Here is a 17,990-nt window from a genome sequence, read left to right on the forward strand (position 1 = left end):
CACAGCCAGCAATCAACTACACCATGGGGTCCAAAGCGTCCTGACCTCCGCCAAAGGCCGGATTGTCGTACGGCCTGCAATGGCTGTCGCCACCGACCTTTAGCGTGCGAACCGGTGGTCACCGCCGGGGTAACGTACAGATAACTCCGCCGCTGTATCCGGGAACGGTTGCAGCGGCGGTGGCACTTTAGGAAGTGATTTTGCCTTTGATCGACTGCCGCCGCAGTCAACGACTTTGCAATTTCATCCAAAACCGTCCTTCCGGATTTTTTCTTGCATCGACTCGGGCAATCCCCATACCAAGGGATGCGACGTTACCTCTATCGACCCACTGCTCCTTCCCGGCACAGTCACTCGATCGTGCACTGACCTAGCCGTCCTGCCGCAATTCCGCGGGCAGTCAAAACAAGGGAGCATCCTGATGGCAACCGGCACCGTCAAATGGTTCAACACCACCAAAGGCTATGGATTTATCGCGCCTGATGGCGGTTCCAAGGACATTTTTGTCCACATCTCTGCTGTCGAGCGGTCGGGGCTGACCGGCCTTGCGGACAATCAGAAAGTGACATTCGACATCGAGCCCGGCCGCGATGGCCGCGAAGCGGCGATCAACATTGCGCTGGCCTGAGTTCATTTCACGACACATATGCGGCGTGTCGCGCCGCCACCCTGTGGCGCTCTGCGACGCCAGTCACTTCTGAGCCCGCAGGATCAGTGCTTCGACAGATGGCCCCAATGCGGCAACGATCCGCCTGACGCCCTCGGCGTTGGGGTGAATTCCGTCGGCTTGCATATAGGCGCGGACGTCGGCGGGGCGGCGCTCCTCCTCGGCGAGTCCCTCGAAGAATTCGGCAAAATACAGTGTCCCGTACTGTTCTGCCAGGTCAGGGTACATCGAATCGAACGCCCGCTTGAACGCCGGCCCGTAATTGCCCGGCGCACGCAGACCGACGAGAAGCACCGGCAGGTCCTGCTCGGCCGTCACCTGCAGAATCCCGTCCAGATTGGCGCGCGAATTCGCCGGATCGATGCCGCGCAGAAGATCGTTGCCACCCAGTGTCACGATCATGGCGTCCGTGCTGTCCTGCAACGACCAGGCCACGCGGCTCAGACCGCCAGCGGTGGTATCCCCCGACACGCCGGCATTGACCAGCGTCACATCATGCCCGCGCGCGCGCAGCCAGGCCTGCAACTGCGGCACGAATCCCTCCGCGCGCGGCAAACCGTAACCCTGCGTCAGACTGTCGCCCAGCGCCACGATCTCGACCGGTTCGGCCTGTGCCAGGCTGGACCAGCCCAGCAGCATTGCCACAGCAACCTTGCGCCGCAGCGCAGCAACCCCATATGTCCTGAAACTCATTGTATCCGGACCCTTCCCTCATGACCGATCCTGTTCTTGCCCTTAAAGATGTCACTCTGAGCCTCAACGGCAATGCCGGAATGGTCGATATCCTGCACGGGATCACGCTGAACGTTCACAAGGGCGAGACTTTGGGCCTGATCGGGCCTTCCGGATCGGGAAAATCTTCGCTGCTGATGATTATGGGGGGGCTGGAACGCGCCACGTCCGGCAGTGTCCTGGCGTTGGGGCAGGATCTGACGGCACAGAACGAGGATGGGCTGGCCCGGTTCCGCCGCGACAACATGGGGGTGGTGTTCCAGTCCTTTCACTTGATTCCGACGATGACGGCGCTGGAAAATGTCGCCACACCGCTGGAACTGGCCGGCAAGGCGGATGCCTTCGAGCTGGCCCGCGCCGAGCTTGAAACGGTTGGCCTTGGCCACCGTGCCGATCATTACCCGGCGCAGATGTCGGGTGGCGAGCAGCAGCGCGTGGCGCTGGCCCGCGCCTCGGCGCCTCGGCCCCAGATCTTGCTGGCCGACGAGCCGACCGGGAACCTGGACGGGGTGAATGGTGACGCCATCATCAAGATGCTGTTCGACCTGCGCGACCGTCACGGTGCCACTCTTGTTCTGGTGACGCATGCCAATTCACTGGCCCAGCGGTGTGACCGCGTGATCCGCCTGACCGACGGACGCATCGCCCCGCAGCACCGGCAGGCCGCAGAATGAGCCTGCGTATCGCCGCGCGGTTTGCGCGCCGGGAACTGCGCGGCGGACTGTCCGGGTTCCGCATCTTCATCGCCTGCCTGGCGCTCGGGGTCGCCGCCATCGCGGGAGTCGGTTCGGTCCGCTCGGCGATCGAGGCAGGTCTTGCCGACCAGGGAGCCATCCTTTTGGGCGGCGACGCGGAGGTCCAGTTCACCTACCGCTTTGCCTCTCCTGAGGAACGTGCCTGGCTCGACACGATCGCCACTCGGGTTTCCGAAGTCACCGATTTCCGGTCGATGGCCGTTGTCGATCCTGACGGCGCCGCGGAACGGGGGCTGACGCAGGTGAAATCCGTCGATGCGGCCTATCCGCTGAAAGGCGAGATCCTGCTGGACCCGCCGATGCCACTGGCGCAGGCGCTAGCAAGGAACGAGCTTCCCGGTGCCGTCATGGCACCGATCCTCGCCGACCGGCTGGGCCTGCGCGTGGGCGACGCATTTCGCCTGGGCACTCAGGATTTCACCCTCAACGCGGTGATCGCTCACGAGCCGGACAACACCGGCGCCGGTTTTTCGCTGGGCCCCCGCACTCTGGTGCGCACCGAGGATCTGGCCGCGTCGGGCCTGTTGAGCGCGGGCACACTGTTTGATTCCGAATACCGCCTTGATCTGCCACCGGGCAGCGATCTCGACGCGCTCAAGGCGCAGGCCGAGGAACGCTACCGCGACACCGGCCTGCGCTGGCGCGATGCGCGCAACGGTGCGCCAGGCGTGGCACGGTTCGTCGAGCGTCTGGGCGCATTTCTGGTGCTGGTCGGCCTGTCGGGCCTTGCCGTCGGCGGTGTCGGGGTGTCGGCCGCCGTGCGCGCCTACCTTGCACGCAAAACCTCGGTGATTGCGACCCTGCGCACGCTGGGGGCCAGCCGGGCGACGATCTTTCAGACCTATTTCCTGCAGATCGGCGCGCTCAGCCTGATCGGCATCGGCCTTGGCGTGATTCTGGGTGCGATCATCCCGCTGGTGTTTGCGCCGCTGATCACCGCCTCTCTGCCGGTTCCGGCGCTGTTTGCGGTGCATCCAGCCCCCCTGATCGAGGCGGCGATCTATGGTGCGCTCACCGCATTGCTGTTCACGCTCTGGCCGCTGGCACGGGCCGAAGAGGTGCGCGCTGCCACCCTGTTCCGCGACGCGCTGGAAAGCAGCAGCCTGTTCCCCGCCGTGCGTTACATCGTTGCCACCGGCCTGCTGACCCTGTCCCTCGTCGGCACGGCGATGTTATTCTCGGGCAATGAATGGCTCACGCTCTGGACCGCCGGGGGCATCCTTGGCGCGCTGGTCCTGCTCAGCCTCGCGGCCATCGCCATTCGCTGGCTTGCGCGTCGCGCCACCCCTGCCGCCCGCGGCAGACCGGTCCTGCGCTGGGCGCTGGGGGCCATCGGTGGTCCGCGTGAAGGCGCCGCTTCGGTGGTGCTGTCGCTGGGCCTTGGCCTGTCCGTGCTGGCCGCCGTCGGACAGATTGATGGAAACCTGCGCAATTCGATCAGCCGTGACCTGCCCGAGGTTGCGCCGTCATATTTCTTTGTCGACATCCAGAAAGACCAGATGCCCGGATATCTCGACCGGCTGGAAAACGACCCCGCCGTGCGCAGGATCGACAGCGCCCCGATGCTGCGCGGCGTCGTCACGATGATCAACGGCGTGCCGGCCGAAGAGGTTGCAGGCGATCACTGGGTGGTGCGCGGCGACCGCGGCATCACCTACGCCGACCGCCCCGGCGAAGGCACCACCATCACCGCCGGGGAATGGTGGCCCGAAGGGTATGACGGCCCGCCGCAGGTCAGCTTTGCCGCCGAAGAGGCCGAAGAGCTCGGACTGAAACTCGGGGACACCGTCACCGTCAACGTGCTCGGCCGCGACATCACTGCCACGATCACCAGCTTCCGCGAGGTGAATTTTGCCTCTGGCGGCATCGGATTTGTGATGAGCCTGAACGCCGCCGCGCTGGAGAATGCGCCGCACACCTTCATCTCGACCGTCTACGCCACGCCCGAGTCCGAGGCGCAGATCCTGCGCGATCTCGCGCAGCAATTCCCCAACATCACCGCCATCCGGGTCGCCGACGCCATCGACCGCGTGTCCGAACTTCTCGAGGGAATCGCCGCTGCCACCCGCTGGGGCGCAGCGGCCACCCTGCTCACCGGCTTTCTGGTCCTGATCGGTGCCGCGGCAGCGGGCGAACAGTCCCGCACCTTCGAGGCGGCAATCCTCAAGACACTGGGCGCCAGCCGTGCCCGAATCCTGCGCAGTTTCGCCCTGCGCTCGGGCCTGCTGGGGGCCGGTGCGGGCCTTGTGGCGCTGGGGGCCGGCATTCTCGGCGGATGGGCGGTGAGCACGTTCATCATGGAAACCGACTTTGCGGTGATCTGGTCCTCGGCCTTCGGCATCATCATCGGCGGCATTCTGGCCACCCTGCTGGCGGGGCTCGCCTTTGCCTGGCGCCCGCTTGCGGCGCGCCCCGCCGGGGTGCTGCGCGCCCGGGAATAGAACCTTGCGCCCCGGGAGCTGCACTGGCATGGCTGTCGGCGACCCCGCATGCCCAAAGGACCCCGACCGATGACCGATCATCTGCCCATGACCGTTCCCGCCGCGATCACTCCCGCTCAGCGTACCAGCCTGATCAACCTGATCCGCCGGGCGGCCCGGACCGAAATCCTGCCGCGCTTTCGCGATCTGTCGTCGGTGCAGATCGATCAGAAGACCGGACCGCAGGATCTGGTGACCGAGGCGGACCGCGCCGCGGAAAGAATGATCGCGCGCGGGCTGATCGGGCTGTTTCCAAACGCCCTGATCGTCGGCGAAGAGGATGTGGCCAGCAACCCGGGTCTGGTGGACAAGATCGCGGATGCGCCGCTGGCGTTCACCATCGACCCGGTCGACGGCACCTGGAACTTTGCCCATGGCCTGACGCAGTTCGGGGTCATCCTGTCCGCAACCCGGTTCGGCACCCCGGTGTTCGGCCTGCTTTACGATCCGGTGATGGACGATGTGATCGTTGCGGATGACACCGGCCCCGCGCAACTGATCAGACCCCGTCGCGCCACCCGCACCCTGAGCGTGTCCAAAGGTGGTGCCGTGGCGGATCTGACCGGCTATGTCGGGCTGTATCTGCTGGCCAAGGACAAACAGGCCGCGATGGCCGCAACCTATCCCAAGTTCCAGCGCGTCACCTCGTTGCGCTGTGCCTGCCATGAATTCCGCATGTTGGCGCAGGGCCATGTGGATTTTGTCTTTGCCGCCGGGCTCACCCCCTGGGACCATGCGGCCGGAGTGCTGATCACCCAGCGCGCGGGCGGCCATGTGGCGCTTCTGGACGGGTCGGATTACCGGGCTGACGCCCCACGCAGCAGCTATCTGCTCGCCGCCGCGGACGCCGCCACCTGGGGCCGCGTCCGCGATACCTTCGGTTTCCTGCTGACTGACCAGAACTGAAACGGCGGAGGGCGCACCCTCCGCCGGCCGAGGCTGCTACTCTGCCGCCTCGGCATAGTCGGACATCGGCGGACAGGTGCAGACCAGATGCCGATCACCATAAACGTTGTCCACCCGATTGACCGGCGGCCAGTACTTGTCGACCCGGAACGCACCCGGCGGGAAACAGCCCTGCTCGCGGCTGTAGGGCCGGTCCCAGTCGCCCACCAGATCCTCGACCGTGTGCGGCGCGTTGCGCAGCGGGTTGTTCTCGCTGTCGATCTTGCCGTCCTCGATCGCGCGGATCTCTTCGCGGATCGCCAGCATCGCGTCACAGAACCGGTCCAACTCGGCTTTGGTCTCGGATTCCGTCGGTTCGACCATCAGCGTGCCCGCCACCGGCCAGCTCATCGTCGGCGCGTGGAACCCGGCGTCGATCAGACGCTTGGCGATGTCATCGACGCTCACGCCGGCACTTTCGGCAAAGGGGCGTACATCCAGGATGCACTCATGCGCCACCCGGCCCTGCTTGCCGGTGTAGAGCACCTTGTAGGCACCACTCAACCGCGCGGCGATATAGTTGGCATTCAGGATTGCCACCCGCGTCGCCTGGGTCAGGCCCTCACCGCCCATCATCAGGATGTAGGCCCAGCTGATCGGCAACAGCGACGGCGAGCCGAACGGCGCCGCCGACACCGAGCCGACACCGGGCTCGAGCGGATGTGACGGCAGATGCTTCACCAGATGGGCCTTCACCCCGATCGGTCCCATGCCGGGCCCGCCGCCACCGTGCGGAATGCAGAACGTCTTGTGCAGGTTGAGGTGGCTCACATCCCCACCCAGATCGCCCGGTCGGCTCAGCCCGACCATGGCGTTCATGTTGGCGCCATCGATGTAGACCTGTCCGCCATTCTCATGGGTGATCCGGCAGACGTCCTGCACGGTTTCCTCGAACACCCCGTGGGTCGAGGGATAGGTGATCATGCAGCCGGCCAGATCCGCCGCATATTTCTCGGCCTTGGCGGCAAAGTCCACCAGGTCGATCGAGCCGTTGTCGTCACAGTTCACCGGCACCACTTTCCAGCCGACCATCTGCGCGCTGGCCGGGTTGGTGCCATGGGCGTTGACCGGGATCAGGCACACATTGCGGTGCCCCTGCCCCTGAGCCCGATGCCAGTCGGCAATTGTCAACAGACCGGCATACTCGCCCTGCGCGCCGGAATTGGGTTGCATAGAAATGGCATCGTAACCGGTGATCTCGCACAGCTTCTTGCTGAGGTCTCCGATCAGCTCGGCATAACCCTGTGCCTGATCCGCCGGCACAAAGGGATGCAGGTCGGAAAACGCCCGCCAGCTCACCGGCATCATCTCGGCCGCCGAGTTCAGCTTCATCGTGCAGGACCCGAGCGGAATCATCGCCCGGTCCAGTGCCAGATCCCGGTCAGCGAGACGGCGCATATAACGCATCATCTCGGTCTCGGCCCGGTTCATGTGGAACACGTCATGCTGCAGATAGGCGCTGGTGCGCAGCAGCGGTTCCGGCAGGCAGTAGCTGGGGGTGTGGTCGTCATCCCGCCGGTCGATGCCGAACGCGCGCCAGACCGCCTCGACAGTCGCCGGGCGCGTGGTTTCGTCGACGGTGATGCCGACCCTGGTGCTGCCGACCGCGCGCAGGTTCACCCCCTGCTGGACCGCCGCCGCCATGACACCGCTCTGGAACAGCCCCACGTCAACGGTAATGGTGTCAAAGAACACCTCGGGCTCGATGGAGAACCCCGCATCGCGCAGCCCACGGGCCAGCCGCGCGGTCTTGCGGTGGATGCGCTGCGCAATCGCGCGCAACCCGTCCGGCCCGTGAAACACTGCATAAAAGCCGGCCATCACCGCCAGCAGGGCCTGCGCGGTGCAGACGTTGCTCGTGGCCTTCTCGCGCCGGATGTGCTGCTCGCGGGTCTGCAGCGCCAGGCGGTAGGCGCGGTTGCCGTGGCTGTCGATCGAGATCCCGACAATCCGTCCCGGCATGGATCGCTTGTAGGCATCCTTGGTCGCCATATAAGCGGCATGCGGCCCACCATAGCCGACCGGCACGCCGAACCGCTGCGTCGATCCCACGGCGATGTCCGCGCCCATCGCGCCCGGCTCCTTGAGCAGACACAGCGCCATCGGATCGGCGCTCACGATCCCAATCGCCTTGCCGGCATGCAATGCCGCGATCTCGGGGGTAAAATCGCGCACGTGGCCATATGTGCCGGGATACTGAAAGATCGCCCCGAACACCGCACCCGGCTCCAGCGTGTCCACCGGTCCGACGATGACGTCGATTCCCAGCGGCGCAGCCCGGGTCTTCATCACGGCGATGTTTTGCGGATGGCAATTCTCGTCGATGAAAAAACCTGTCGCCTTGGTCTTTGCCACCCTCTGCGCCATGGTCATCGCTTCGGCACAGGCCGTCGCCTCGTCCAGCAGGGACGCATTGGCGATCTCGAGCCCGGTCAGATCCGACACCATGGTCTGATAATTCAGCAACGCTTCGAGACGCCCCTGCGAAATCTCGGGCTGATACGGCGTGTAGGCGGTATACCACGCCGGATTTTCAAAAATGTTGCGCTGAATCGCCGGCGGCGTGACCGTGCCGTGATAACCCATCCCGATCAGCGAGGTCAGCACCTGGTTCTTCTCGGACACCTCCCGCATGTGGAACAGCAGTTCGCGCTCGGACATCGCCTTGCCGAAATCCAGCGGCTGCTTCTGACGGATTGCCTGCGGCACGGTCTGGTCGATCAATGTGTCGAGATCGGAAACGCCCAGTGTCTCGAACATCGCAGTCATCTCGTCCGGAGAAGGGCCGATGTGCCGTCGGTTGGCAAAATCATAAGGTTTGTACGCAATCGGTGTGAAGGACATGTCTGTCTCCGTCGGGCCTCAGCGGCCTCTGCAGTGATCGGGACCGGACCTGGAACACAGAGACCGGCGCTGTGCCGCCTGCTGCTTCTCTGGGTCAAAAATAGCCCGGGGGTCCGGGGGGCCGGCCCCCCGGTAGTCGGCCCGGTGCATCCCGCACCGGGCCGAAACGCCGGCGTCAGCCGATGAACTTCTTGTAGGCGGCTTCGTCCATGTAATCGTCCAGCTGGCTCATGTCGTCGATCTTCACCTTGAAGAACCACGCGTCCCCCTCGGGATCGTCGTTGACCTTGCCCGGCTCGGCCACGATCACCTCGTTCACCTCGACAATCTCGCCGTCGATGGGGGCCAGAATGTCCGATGCCGCCTTGACGCTCTCGATCACGACAACCTCGTCATCCTTGCTGATGACCGTGCCGACATCCGGCAGTTCGACGAACACCACGTCGCCCAGCTGTTCCGCAGCATGTTCGGTGATGCCGACGACGATCACGCCGTCGTCTTCTTCGCGCAGCCACTCATGTTCTTCGGTGAACTTCATTTACGTCTCCCGTGACAGTTCATCGTTTGAAATTTGCAGGGGTGAAGGGCATCTTCACCACCCGTACGGCCAGCCGCTTGCCGCGGACCTCGCCGAACAGTTCTGTCCCGGGTGCAGCCATCGCCGCCGGAACATATCCCATCGCCAACGGCGCGCCGACGGTCGGACCGAACCCGCCCGAAGTGACCTGTCCCACCGGGGTCGCGCTGTCAGGGTCCGCAAACAGCGCGACGCCTTCGCGCATCGGCGCCCGGCCTTCCGGCAACAGGCCGACCCGCAGCCGGGCCGGTGCCTCAACCAGTTCCCGCAGGATGCGCTCTGCCCCCGGAAAGCCACCCGCCCGGGCACCATCGGCGCGGCGCACCTTCTGGATTGCCCAGCTCAGCCCCGCCTCGACTGGCGAGGTGGTCGCGTCGATGTCATGGCCATACAGGCACAGCCCGGCCTCCAGCCGCAGCGAATCCCGCGCGCCCAGACCGATCGGCTCGACGTCGCCATGCGCCAGCAGTGCCCGCGCCAGATCCACGGCCGCTGCTGCGGGCACCGAAATCTCGTATCCGTCCTCGCCGGTATAGCCCGACCGCGACACCCAGCATTCGGCACCGGCAAGCTCGACCGTCGCGACATCCATGAACCGCATCTCGCGCACCGCCGGGTTCAGCCCCGCCAGAACGTCCTCTGCCGCAGGCCCCTGCAACGCCAGCAGCGCACGCGAGTCCAGCAGGCGCACAATGACGCCGGGTTCCAGCGCCGCACGCATCCGCGCGACATCCGCCTCCTTGCAGGCGGCGTTGACCACCACAAACAGATGATCCCCCCGGTTGGCGATCATCAGATCGTCCTCGATTCCGCCGGCATCATTTGTGAACATGGCATAGCGCTGGCGGCCCTCTTGCAGACCCGCGACATCCACCGGCACCAGCCGCTCTAAGGCTGCCGCCGCGTCTTCCTGACGGGATTGCAGGATCACCTGCCCCATATGGCTGACGTCAAACAGACCGGCCCTGGCGCGGGTGTGCTGGTGTTCCTTCAGCACACCCAGGGGATACTGAACCGGCATCTGATAGCCGGCAAATTCCACCATCTTGCCGCCCAGTTCCAGATGCAGATCGTACAGCGGCGTGCGCTTCGGCCCCTGATCTTGGGGCGCGGCGTGATCGTGGTGATGTGCCCCGGGCGCGTGGTCGCCACCACAGCCGCAGGTTTCGCGGACTTCGAACTGCGACAAATCATCCTTGGCAGTCGTTTCGCTCGCACCGGTCTTGTTGGTCATGAAACCCCCATCACATCAGGCCCGGCCACGGCAAGTACCGCACCTAGGGCATTCTTGGCACGGAGAGAGTCCCCACACCCGGAACGCCCCCTCTGTCCTGTCGCCTGAGATCATTATCCCTTCGGCGGACGCGGATTGGCGCGCCTCTCTCCAGAGTCCTCGAAGTCACGGCGGTCCTTGGGCCTGAGAGTTTCCGGGGCGGTTGCTCCTTCGGCACCGGCTTGCGCCGGTTCTCCCGTCGTGACGAGGGTCAAGCTAGACGACTCGCTGGGTTGACACAAGCACCCAGCTGGCAATTCGCGTCACCATTGAGACCCTCCGCACAGACTTTAGCCACGCCTCGCTAAATCGCCGCACCGAATTTGACAATACCTTGGCGGCACGCATTTATATCGCCATGACCAACTCATATTTTTTCGGCTATGGCTCCCTCGTAAACCGCCGCACGCATATCTACACCCCCGCCTTTCCCGCGCAGGCCACCGGGTGGCGCCGTGCGTGGCGCTGCACATCCGCCCGCGAACCGGCCTTTCTGACCGTGGTCCCCGATCCGGGCTGCATGATCGAAGGACTGGTGGCGGTCGTTCCGGGACAGGACTGGGCCGCGCTGGACCTGCGCGAGGCGAATTACGACCGCCTGGCGGCGTCGCATTGCGTCTCGCATCCGCTCGACACCACATCGGAGATTGCGATCTATGCGATCCCCGAGGACAGCCACCGGCTGCCGGACGCAAGCCATCCGGTGCTGCTCAGCTATCTGGACGTGGTCCTGCAAGGCTATCTGCTCGAATTTGGCCGCGCCGGCGCGGACCGGTTCCTTGCCACCACCACCGGCTGGGAGGCCCCGATCCGTGATGACCGCGCCCGGCCGCGATACCCCAGAGCACAGGAGCTGACGGCGTCGGAACGCCTGTACGTCGACCAGGCGCTGCAATCGCTTGGCTGCAAGGTTCTGGTGTGATGCTGTCCAAGCCCCTGATGCTGGCACTGCGCTTTGCAAGGCGGTTGGGGGTTCGCGTCGTGCTGATGGCCGGTCTTGCGGTCCTGGCGGCCCTGTTCGCCCCGACGCTGGAAGGGTTCATCCCCGAAAAGCTCGAAGACAGATTCGGCGTTGATGCCGTGCTGCCGATCCTGTCGATCCTCGCCTCGTCGCTGCTGACCGTGACCACCTTTTCGCTGGGCGTCATGGTCAGCGCCTTCCAATCGGCCGCCAGTCAGGGCACGCCGCGCGCCTACCGCGTGCTGATGCAGGACGGCACCACGCAGACGGTGCTGGCCACCTTTGTCAGCGGCTTCCTGTTTTCACTGACCGCGCTGGTGATGTTCAACGCCGGTTTCTATGGCGAGGCCGCGGCGGTCGTGGTCTTTGGCCTGACCATCGTCACCATTGTCCTGATCGTGGTGGCCATCCTGCGCTGGATCGACCTGCTCAGCCACCTTGGCAGCATGGACCACACCCTCTGGCAGGCCGAAGTCGCGGCACAGGGCAGCCTCAAGAGCTACAGCAGGGCGCCCAACCTGGGTGCCAACCGGCTGGCCGACATGACGGCCCCGCCGCCGGGCGCCAGCCCTGTGACCGCCAAACAATCCGCCTATATCCAGTACATCGACCTCGCGCGCCTGAACGACCTGCTGACCGAGCGCGGGGCCGCACTCTGGCTGAGCGCCGCACCGGGCAAGTTTGTCCTCAGGGGCCAGCCGCTGGGTTATGTCTCTGCCGCCACGGGCGATCTGGCGGACAGGGTCGCGGAACATGTCACCCTCGGGCGCGAACGCACGATGGAACAGGACGCCCGATTTGGTCTGGTGGTGCTGAGCGAAATTGCCTGCCGGGCACTGTCACCGGGTGTGAACGACCCCGGCACCGCCATCGACGTGGTGCACAGGTTGAAAAAGCTGCTTTGGGAACATGCACAGGACAGCGTGACTCCGTCCGGAGAAGACCCGGACGACCCGCTTCTTTATCCGCGCATCCATCTGCCCGCGACAACCGCAGCCGACTTGCTGGAAGACGCCTACTGCGTGCTCATCCGCGACGCCGCCGGACGGATCGAGGTCATCGGCGAAGTGCTGCGCGCCCTCGACGACCTGACCGCAGCGCCCGGGCCTCTGGCCGACGCCGCCCGCCAACAGCAGGCTTACGCCCGGGACCATGCGCTTGCGGCGATTGACAACGTCACCGATCTCGCACAGCTCGACCGGCTTGCCCCCCGCGAAGCGTCGTGATGCCCCGCGCGAGATCGCCGTGGCCGGTCCGGGCCTGAACCCAGGGGCGGGACAGCCGCGCGGAGATGTCAGCCGGCCGCCAGGTCCCGTGCCCGGATCACCTGCATCAGCGGCAGCACATCCGCCATTTCCGGCCCGCGTTGCTGGCCGGTCACTGCCAGACGCAGGGGCATGAACAGGCCCTTGCCCTTGCGGCCCGTCGCGGCTTTTACCGCACTGGTCCACTGGCCCCAACTGTCGTGATCCAGCGGCCCCTCGGGCAGAAGCGTCATCGCCTGCGCCACAAACGCGCGGTCCTCGTCGGCCACGACCGGATCGGCACCTTCGGAAAACAGCGTCCACCAGCCGGCGAGATCGCTGCGCACGGTGATGTTCTCGCGCGCGACCTGCCAGAACAGCTCGGCCTTGTCGTCGGGGACACCCAGCGCCGCAATGTCCGCCTTGATGGCGTCAAACGGCAGGCTGTGCAGCTTGCGGGCGGTCAGCGGAAACAGGTCGTTGACGTCGAACTTGGTCGGGGCCGACCCGAATTGCTCCAGCTCGAAACCGTCTGCGATCTCGTCCAGAGACATCCGCAGCTCGACCGGCTGCGACGATCCGAGCCGCGCCATCAGCGAAAGCAACGCCTCGGGCTCGACCCCCTGCGCGCGCAGATCCTGCAATGCCAGCGAGCCCAGGCGCTTGGACAGACCTTCGCCCTGTGGCCCGGTCAGAAGACTGTGGTGCGCGAACGACGGCGGTGTGCCGCCCAGTGCGCGGATGATCTGGATCTGTGTCGCGGTGTTGGTGACATGGTCCGAGCCGCGCACGACATGGGTCACCCCCATCTCGGTGTCATCGACAACCGAAGCCATGGTATAGAGATTTTGTCCGTCCGCCTTGATCAGGACCGGATCGCTCAGCGAGGCCGCGTCAATCGACAGGTCCCCCAGAATGCCGTCGGTCCATTCGATCCGCTCCTGATCCAGCTTGAACCGCCACACACCCGAGCCGCGCTCAGCGCGCAGGCGGTCCCTGTCAGCCTCCGACAGTGCCAGCGCGGCCCGGTCATAAACCGGCGGCTTGCCCATGTTCAGTTGCTTCTTGCGTTTGAGATCCAGTTCCACCGGCGTTTCGAATGCCTCGTAGAAACGCCCCATGGCGCGCAGCTGGTCCGCCGCCTCGGCATAGCGGTCCAGACGTTCGGACTGCCGTTCGGTGCGGTCCCATGTCAGTCCCAGCCACTCGAGATCGAGCTTGATCGCGTCGACGTATTCCTGCTTTGACCGCTCCGGGTCGGTGTCGTCGATCCGCAGGATAAAGCTGCCTCCCGCCTTGCGGGCGATCAGGTAGTTGAACAATGCGGTGCGCAGGTTCCCGACGTGGATGAAACCGGTGGGCGACGGGGCAAAACGGGTGGTGGTCATGGGCATCTCCTGTTGCGTCCGCCTTTCCCACAGACCGGGGCCATTGTCCAGATTTCCCCTCAGGACCAGCGCGGATGCAGCGCGTCCGTCAGCATCGGGTGGGCATGGGCCCGCGGCTCACCGTTGGTCTGCAGATGCGGGTGATCCGCCGCCAGCTCCGGGTGGCTGTGCAGCACTTCGCGCGGCCAGAGCCACAGCGCCAGCACCAGACCGGCGATGGCGAGCACGGTCAGAAGCGCCATCGCCGCCGCCATGCCCAGGGCCGCGCCGGCCCATCCCGCCAGCGGATAGGTCACCAGCCAGCAGGCGTGACTGAGTGCAAAATGCGCCGCAAACAGCGCCGGAAGATCCTCACCGGCACCGGACCGTCGGATCAGACGCCCCGAGGGCGTGAGAATCGCCGCATAGAACACCCCCAGCCCGGCCCAGAGCAGCAGGAACAGTTCCCAGCGTGGCAGTCCCGCCCAAAGCAGCGCCGCCACCACCGCCATCAGCACGACCAGCGCCGCCGTGGCGCTCAGCATCACCGCCCGGTCACCGCAGCGCGCCAGCACCCGAGGCAGGGCCAGCGCCGCCGCCATGGATCCGGCACCGAATGCCGCCATCGCCCCCGCCAGCGCCTGCGCGCTGCCGCCATACCCGGCCCGCACCAACACAACGGTGTTCACCAGCACAAACGCCGCCCCCGCAGCCGCCGCAAGGTTCAGCGACAGCAACCCCCGCAGACGCGGCGCGGCCAGATAGAGCCGCAGTCCCCGTGTCACACGCTCGGCAAAACCCGCCGCGTTGGTGGGTGCCCCGGACGGCACCGCCGCCGCCAGCACCAGCGCGGCCGAGCCCAGGAACCCCAGCACGGTCCCGACGAAAAGTCCTGAATAGGACATCACGCTCAGCAGCAGCCCGGCCAGCGCGGGGCTGGTCAGATTCTCGAGGTCGTATGCCAGACGCGACAGCGACAGCGCGCGGGTGTAGTCCCCTTCGTCAGGCAGCACGTCCGGCAGGGTTGCCTGATAGGCCGGGGTGAAGGTGGCCGACGCCGCCTGCAACACAAAAATCAGGCTGTAAACCTGCCACAGCGAATCCACAAACGGCAGAGCCAGCGCCACAGCCGCGCGCAGCAGATCCGCGCCGACCAGAACCGCCCTGCGCGGCAACCGCACCACCAATGCCTGCGCGACCGGACTGAGCCCGACATAGGCCACCATCTTGATCGTATAGGCGATGCCCAGCACCGCCCCCGCCTGTGCCCCCGCCAGATCATAGGCCAACAGGCCCAGCCCGACAGTCAGCAGCCCCGTTCCGGTCAGCGCCACGATCTGCGCCGACAGCAATTTCAGATAGGTGGGGTTGCGCAACAGGGTGATCATACGGCAATCCTATTGCGTCCCGGGGCGGCTGCAAGCCCCTGCAACCCCAAGGCTGACATGCGCTGTTTCATTGCCCTACCCTTGCCCGACTCGGATATTGCCGTGCTCGAGGCGCTGCAGAACCGCCTGCCCTTTGGCCGCCACGTCCCGGCAGAGAACCTGCACCTGACGCTCGCCTTTCTGGACGAACAGCCGCCCGACAGCCTGGAAGAAATTCACGCGACGCTCGAGGCCCTGAGCGCACCGGCCTTTACCCTCACGCTTTCCGGGCTCGACGGCTATGGCGGACAGGCCCTGGCGATCAATGCCGAACACAGCCCCGGGCTTCGGGAACTGCACAACCGCATCCGTTCGCGGTTGCACGGGCTGGGCCTGCAACTGGATCGCCGCCGCTTTCGCCCGCACGTGACCCTGGCGCGCCTGCCAGCGCAGCCCCGGCCTGACCAGCAGGACAGGCTGGCGAAATTCCTCGCCGCCGAGGCCACCGTGAAACTGCCCGACATCCCGATCCGCAGCTTCGCGCTTTACAGCTCGCGGCTGCATCCCACCGGGGCCGAGCACGAGGAACTCTGGCGTTACCCGCTGGCGGCCTAGCGGAACCCCGGGCCATGCGCCCAGACGGTCAGGGAAAACCGCTCGCCGCGCGTCACCGGTGTCACCCGGTGCAGCTGGAACGCCGGAAAGATGGTCGCCGCCCCCCGGCCCCGCGGTGCTGCAATGACATTGGCCGAAGGCATGATCTCGAGAACGCCACCGTCGTAGTCCGCGTCCTGCGACAGCTGCACCACCATGGTCAGCTTGCGCCGGGCCGCAACCGGGCCATCCCCGATATCGGCATGCCAGTCAAAATGGCCCTCGCGCTCGGCGCCGTAGCGGGCGATCTGCGGGCTTTCCGAAAAATCGCTCAGGTCAAACCGGTACTGGTCGCGGTTGGCCACCCGTACCACGTCAATGATCCGGTCCATGATCCAGCCGGTGCCGGGGATGTCATCGACCCAGACCAGATCGGCACGGCGCAGGTTGTGATCGCGCTGCTGCCCCACCAGTCCGGCATCGCTTGGCGCCGTGTCCCGCGCCAGCGCCACGATCTGGTCGCACTCGGCCTCGGAAAAAGCCGCCTCGCAGCTGTGAACCGCTATCATTGTATGCTCTCCGCAGGTTGTCGGAGGCCGCCATGCGCCGATCTGCCACCTGACGCCTTGCCATCTGCGACATCCGCGGCGGAAAACGACATGTACCCTTCTGCCGGGCCAACAGATACGCCATATAGCCCCCATGCCTGATCCCGACCGCACCGCACCCGACCTGCTCGCCTTTGAGGCGATGGCCCGCATGGCCATCGAACAACTGCCCGAGGCGTTCCGGGCAGCGGCACGGACAGTGATCCTGCGGGTCGAGGACATCGCGCCACCGGATGTCCTGCACGACCTTGAGATCGCGGATCCGCTCGAGCTGACCGGGCTGTATGACGGCATCCCGATGACCGAAAAGTCCTTTTCCGATCCCGCTCCCTGGCCGGACACGATCTGGCTGTTCCGCAAGGCGATCCTTGCGGAATGGCGCGAGCGGCGCAATGTCGATCTGTCCGATCTGGTCACACATGTGATGGTGCACGAACTGGCGCACCATTTCGGCTGGTCAGATGCGGATATTGCGACCATCGACCGCTGGTGGGAGTGATACCGCGCGGCGTTCAGGCGCCAGGTGCCGCGCTTGTGGCCAGCAGCGCGTCGATCCGCTGCACGAAGCGCGCCGGCGACAGCTCGGTCTCGGCCGTGCGGCGCGCGGCGTCCGACAGCCGCACCCGCAGTTCCGGTGACGCCAGAAGCGGCGCGAGCGCCGTCTCGAGGGCGCCGGGAACGGTGACGTCCACACGCAGCCCGTCGACGCCATCGGTGACATAGCCGACGCTGCCGGTGTCGAGGGAAATCACCGGGATGGTGCCATAGGCCATGGCTTCGACCGGTGCGCTGCCCAGCGGTTCGCCCACCGAGGGCAGAACACAGATGTGATGCGCCGCATAAAGTGCGGGCATCTCGGCAAACGGCACGTCGCCCCGGATGTCGATCCAGTCGTTCTCGCGCGCGGCCTGTTGCAGCACCGCGTGGTGGTCGGCATCGGCGCCGGAAATCGCCCGGCTGGTCGAACCGACCAGCGTCAGCCGCACCCGGTCCCCGCCGCCCAGCGCCGCGAGCGCCGCAATCAGCAGCGGCTGGTTCTTGCGCACCTGTGCCAGCTTGCCGACGCACAGCACCCGCACCGGCATGTCCGACTGATCCCGTTCCGCCCCTGTCGGCAGCGGCAGCGCGGCCGTGGGCCAGGGCAGGTAGGACGCCGCCTGGTCCTGCGGGGCGGCGGCATCCACGCCGGGGACCGGCGTGACCCGCTGCCAGGGACGGCCCTGCAACCACAGGGAAAGCCGTCTGCGCAGCGATCTGGGTTCGGTCATCGGTCGCTGGTCATAGCCCACCACGCGCAGGCGCAGGCGGCGCGACACCTGTGCGACCTGTCTGGACAACGCCCCCGAGGTGCGCAGCAGCACCAGGTCGGGACGGTCCGCTTCCAGCACCCGGCACACCGCATCGCGGGCCGGTGACTCGCCCATGACCTGCGGCACCACGACCGAATGGTCCTCCATCGCCGCCGACTGGCTGGCGGCCAGAACCGTCACCCGATGCCCGGCCCCGATCAGCGCGCGCGTCGCAAAAAACAGATTGGTGTGAAAGCGCGGCACGACAAACAGCACATGTGCCATGG

16 protein-coding genes and 1 riboswitch are annotated in these 17,990 nt (G+C 65.9%); of the genes, 8 read left to right on the forward strand and 8 right to left on the reverse strand.

Going from position 1 to position 17,990, the window contains the following annotated elements; genetic code table 11:
* The first annotated feature begins 421 nt into the window (after window positions 1-421).
* A complete protein-coding gene (locus FOY53_RS14490) occupies window positions 422-628 on the forward strand; it encodes a cold-shock protein (protein ID WP_146590079.1) in 207 nt (68 codons plus the stop codon).
* A gap of 63 nt (window positions 629-691) precedes the next feature.
* Here the strand turns inward: FOY53_RS14490 and FOY53_RS14495 are convergent, their stop codons facing one another.
* Complete coding sequence (locus FOY53_RS14495) at window positions 692-1,360, reverse strand: arylesterase (RefSeq protein WP_186766619.1); 669 nt, start codon at window positions 1,358-1,360, stop codon at window positions 692-694.
* A gap of 20 nt (window positions 1,361-1,380) precedes the next feature.
* Here FOY53_RS14495 and FOY53_RS14500 point away from each other — a divergent pair, with 20 nt between their 5' ends.
* From FOY53_RS14500 to FOY53_RS14510, 3 genes are all read left to right on the forward strand, one after another.
* Window positions 1,381-2,073 (forward strand): ABC transporter ATP-binding protein, encoded by a 693-nt coding sequence (locus FOY53_RS14500; protein ID WP_146590081.1) that lies wholly within the window; start codon window positions 1,381-1,383, stop codon window positions 2,071-2,073.
* Entirely contained in the window at window positions 2,070-4,595 is a 2,526-nt protein-coding gene (locus FOY53_RS14505; protein ID WP_146590083.1) for an ABC transporter permease, read from the forward strand. Before FOY53_RS14500 ends, FOY53_RS14505 begins: the two co-directional genes overlap by 4 nt.
* Before the next feature lie 69 nt (window positions 4,596-4,664).
* The gene (locus tag FOY53_RS14510; RefSeq protein ID WP_146590085.1) at window positions 4,665-5,540 is read left to right on the forward strand and encodes an inositol monophosphatase family protein; all 876 of its coding nucleotides are present in this window, start codon (window positions 4,665-4,667) and stop codon (window positions 5,538-5,540) included.
* Window positions 5,541-5,576: 36 nt separating this feature from the next.
* Here FOY53_RS14510 and gcvP read toward each other — a convergent pair whose 3' ends face one another.
* From gcvP to gcvT, 3 genes are all read right to left on the reverse strand, one after another.
* On the reverse strand, window positions 5,577-8,423 hold the full coding sequence (gene gcvP / locus FOY53_RS14515; protein WP_146590087.1) for an aminomethyl-transferring glycine dehydrogenase: 2,847 nt from the start codon (window positions 8,421-8,423) through the stop codon (window positions 5,577-5,579).
* A gap of 175 nt (window positions 8,424-8,598) precedes the next feature.
* The gene (gcvH, locus tag FOY53_RS14520) at window positions 8,599-8,961 is read right to left on the reverse strand and encodes a glycine cleavage system protein GcvH (RefSeq protein ID WP_146590089.1); all 363 of its coding nucleotides are present in this window, start codon (window positions 8,959-8,961) and stop codon (window positions 8,599-8,601) included.
* Window positions 8,962-8,980: 19 nt separating this feature from the next.
* Window positions 8,981-10,234: a glycine cleavage system aminomethyltransferase GcvT gene (gene gcvT, locus FOY53_RS14525; RefSeq protein WP_146590091.1), complete on the reverse strand. Its 1,254-nt coding sequence runs from the start codon at window positions 10,232-10,234 to the stop codon at window positions 8,981-8,983.
* Window positions 10,235-10,395: 161 nt separating this feature from the next.
* Window positions 10,396-10,482: riboswitch (glycine riboswitch) on the reverse strand.
* A 149-nt stretch (window positions 10,483-10,631) separates the two neighbouring features.
* Here gcvT and FOY53_RS14530 point away from each other — a divergent pair.
* Window positions 10,632-11,195, forward strand: a complete 564-nt coding sequence (locus FOY53_RS14530) for a gamma-glutamylcyclotransferase family protein (RefSeq protein ID WP_146590093.1) — start codon at window positions 10,632-10,634, stop codon at window positions 11,193-11,195.
* Window positions 11,195-12,460, forward strand: coding sequence for a DUF2254 domain-containing protein (locus tag FOY53_RS14535; protein ID WP_146590095.1), 1,266 nt, complete (start codon window positions 11,195-11,197; stop codon window positions 12,458-12,460). The genes FOY53_RS14530 and FOY53_RS14535 overlap by 1 nt, the downstream gene beginning before the upstream one ends.
* Window positions 12,461-12,528: 68 nt before the next feature.
* On the opposite strand, the gene gltX is transcribed toward FOY53_RS14535, so the two are convergent.
* Both gltX and FOY53_RS14545 read right to left on the reverse strand, forming a co-directional pair.
* Window positions 12,529-13,866, reverse strand: a complete 1,338-nt coding sequence (gene gltX / locus FOY53_RS14540; protein ID WP_146590097.1) for a glutamate--tRNA ligase — start codon at window positions 13,864-13,866, stop codon at window positions 12,529-12,531.
* A gap of 59 nt (window positions 13,867-13,925) precedes the next feature.
* Window positions 13,926-15,233, reverse strand: a complete 1,308-nt coding sequence (locus tag FOY53_RS14545; protein ID WP_146590099.1) for an MFS transporter — start codon at window positions 15,231-15,233, stop codon at window positions 13,926-13,928.
* A 57-nt stretch (window positions 15,234-15,290) separates the two neighbouring features.
* Here FOY53_RS14545 and thpR point away from each other — a divergent pair, with 57 nt between their 5' ends.
* Complete coding sequence (thpR, locus tag FOY53_RS14550) at window positions 15,291-15,827, forward strand: RNA 2',3'-cyclic phosphodiesterase (RefSeq protein ID WP_146590101.1); 537 nt, start codon at window positions 15,291-15,293, stop codon at window positions 15,825-15,827.
* Here thpR and FOY53_RS14555 read toward each other — a convergent pair.
* Window positions 15,824-16,375: a 2OG-Fe(II) oxygenase gene (locus FOY53_RS14555; RefSeq protein ID WP_146590103.1), complete on the reverse strand. Its 552-nt coding sequence runs from the start codon at window positions 16,373-16,375 to the stop codon at window positions 15,824-15,826. The genes thpR and FOY53_RS14555 overlap by 4 nt on opposite strands.
* A 133-nt stretch (window positions 16,376-16,508) precedes the next feature.
* Between FOY53_RS14555 and FOY53_RS14560 the strand changes: the two genes are divergently transcribed.
* Window positions 16,509-16,913, forward strand: a complete 405-nt coding sequence (locus FOY53_RS14560; protein ID WP_146590105.1) for a metallopeptidase family protein — start codon at window positions 16,509-16,511, stop codon at window positions 16,911-16,913.
* 13 nt (window positions 16,914-16,926) lie between these two features.
* Here the strand turns inward: FOY53_RS14560 and FOY53_RS14565 are convergent, their stop codons facing one another.
* A complete protein-coding gene (locus FOY53_RS14565; protein ID WP_146590107.1) occupies window positions 16,927-17,988 on the reverse strand; it encodes a glycosyltransferase family 4 protein in 1,062 nt (353 codons plus the stop codon).
* Window positions 17,989-17,990: the final 2 nt, after the last annotated feature.

This window comes from Puniceibacterium confluentis (assembly GCF_007923445.1).
In the GTDB taxonomy this organism is placed as follows: Bacteria; Pseudomonadota; Alphaproteobacteria; order Rhodobacterales; family Rhodobacteraceae; genus Puniceibacterium; species Puniceibacterium confluentis.

Bases quoted from the DNA above. Each gene is read 5' to 3' on its own strand.
- gcvP (WP_146590087.1), bottom strand. From the start codon at position 8,423: ATGTCCTTCACACCGATTGCGTACAAACCTTATGATTTTGCCAACCGA.
- FOY53_RS14565 (WP_146590107.1), bottom strand. From the start codon at position 17,988: ATGGCACATGTGCTGTTTGTCGTGCCGCGCTTTCACACCAATCTGTTT.
- gcvH (WP_146590089.1), bottom strand. From the start codon at position 8,961: ATGAAGTTCACCGAAGAACATGAGTGGCTGCGCGAAGAAGACGACGGC.
- FOY53_RS14490 (WP_146590079.1), top strand. From the start codon at position 422: ATGGCAACCGGCACCGTCAAATGGTTCAACACCACCAAAGGCTATGGA.
- thpR (WP_146590101.1), top strand. From the start codon at position 15,291: ATGCGCTGTTTCATTGCCCTACCCTTGCCCGACTCGGATATTGCCGTG.
- FOY53_RS14545 (WP_146590099.1), bottom strand. From the start codon at position 15,233: ATGATCACCCTGTTGCGCAACCCCACCTATCTGAAATTGCTGTCGGCG.
- FOY53_RS14510 (WP_146590085.1), top strand. From the start codon at position 4,665: ATGACCGATCATCTGCCCATGACCGTTCCCGCCGCGATCACTCCCGCT.
- FOY53_RS14530 (WP_146590093.1), top strand. From the start codon at position 10,632: ATGACCAACTCATATTTTTTCGGCTATGGCTCCCTCGTAAACCGCCGC.
- gltX (WP_146590097.1), bottom strand. From the start codon at position 13,866: ATGACCACCACCCGTTTTGCCCCGTCGCCCACCGGTTTCATCCACGTC.
- gcvT (WP_146590091.1), bottom strand. From the start codon at position 10,234: ATGACCAACAAGACCGGTGCGAGCGAAACGACTGCCAAGGATGATTTG.
- FOY53_RS14535 (WP_146590095.1), top strand. From the start codon at position 11,195: ATGCTGTCCAAGCCCCTGATGCTGGCACTGCGCTTTGCAAGGCGGTTG.
- FOY53_RS14500 (WP_146590081.1), top strand. From the start codon at position 1,381: ATGACCGATCCTGTTCTTGCCCTTAAAGATGTCACTCTGAGCCTCAAC.
- FOY53_RS14555 (WP_146590103.1), bottom strand. From the start codon at position 16,375: ATGATAGCGGTTCACAGCTGCGAGGCGGCTTTTTCCGAGGCCGAGTGC.
- FOY53_RS14495 (WP_186766619.1), bottom strand. From the start codon at position 1,360: ATGAGTTTCAGGACATATGGGGTTGCTGCGCTGCGGCGCAAGGTTGCT.
- FOY53_RS14505 (WP_146590083.1), top strand. From the start codon at position 2,070: ATGAGCCTGCGTATCGCCGCGCGGTTTGCGCGCCGGGAACTGCGCGGC.
- FOY53_RS14560 (WP_146590105.1), top strand. From the start codon at position 16,509: ATGCCTGATCCCGACCGCACCGCACCCGACCTGCTCGCCTTTGAGGCG.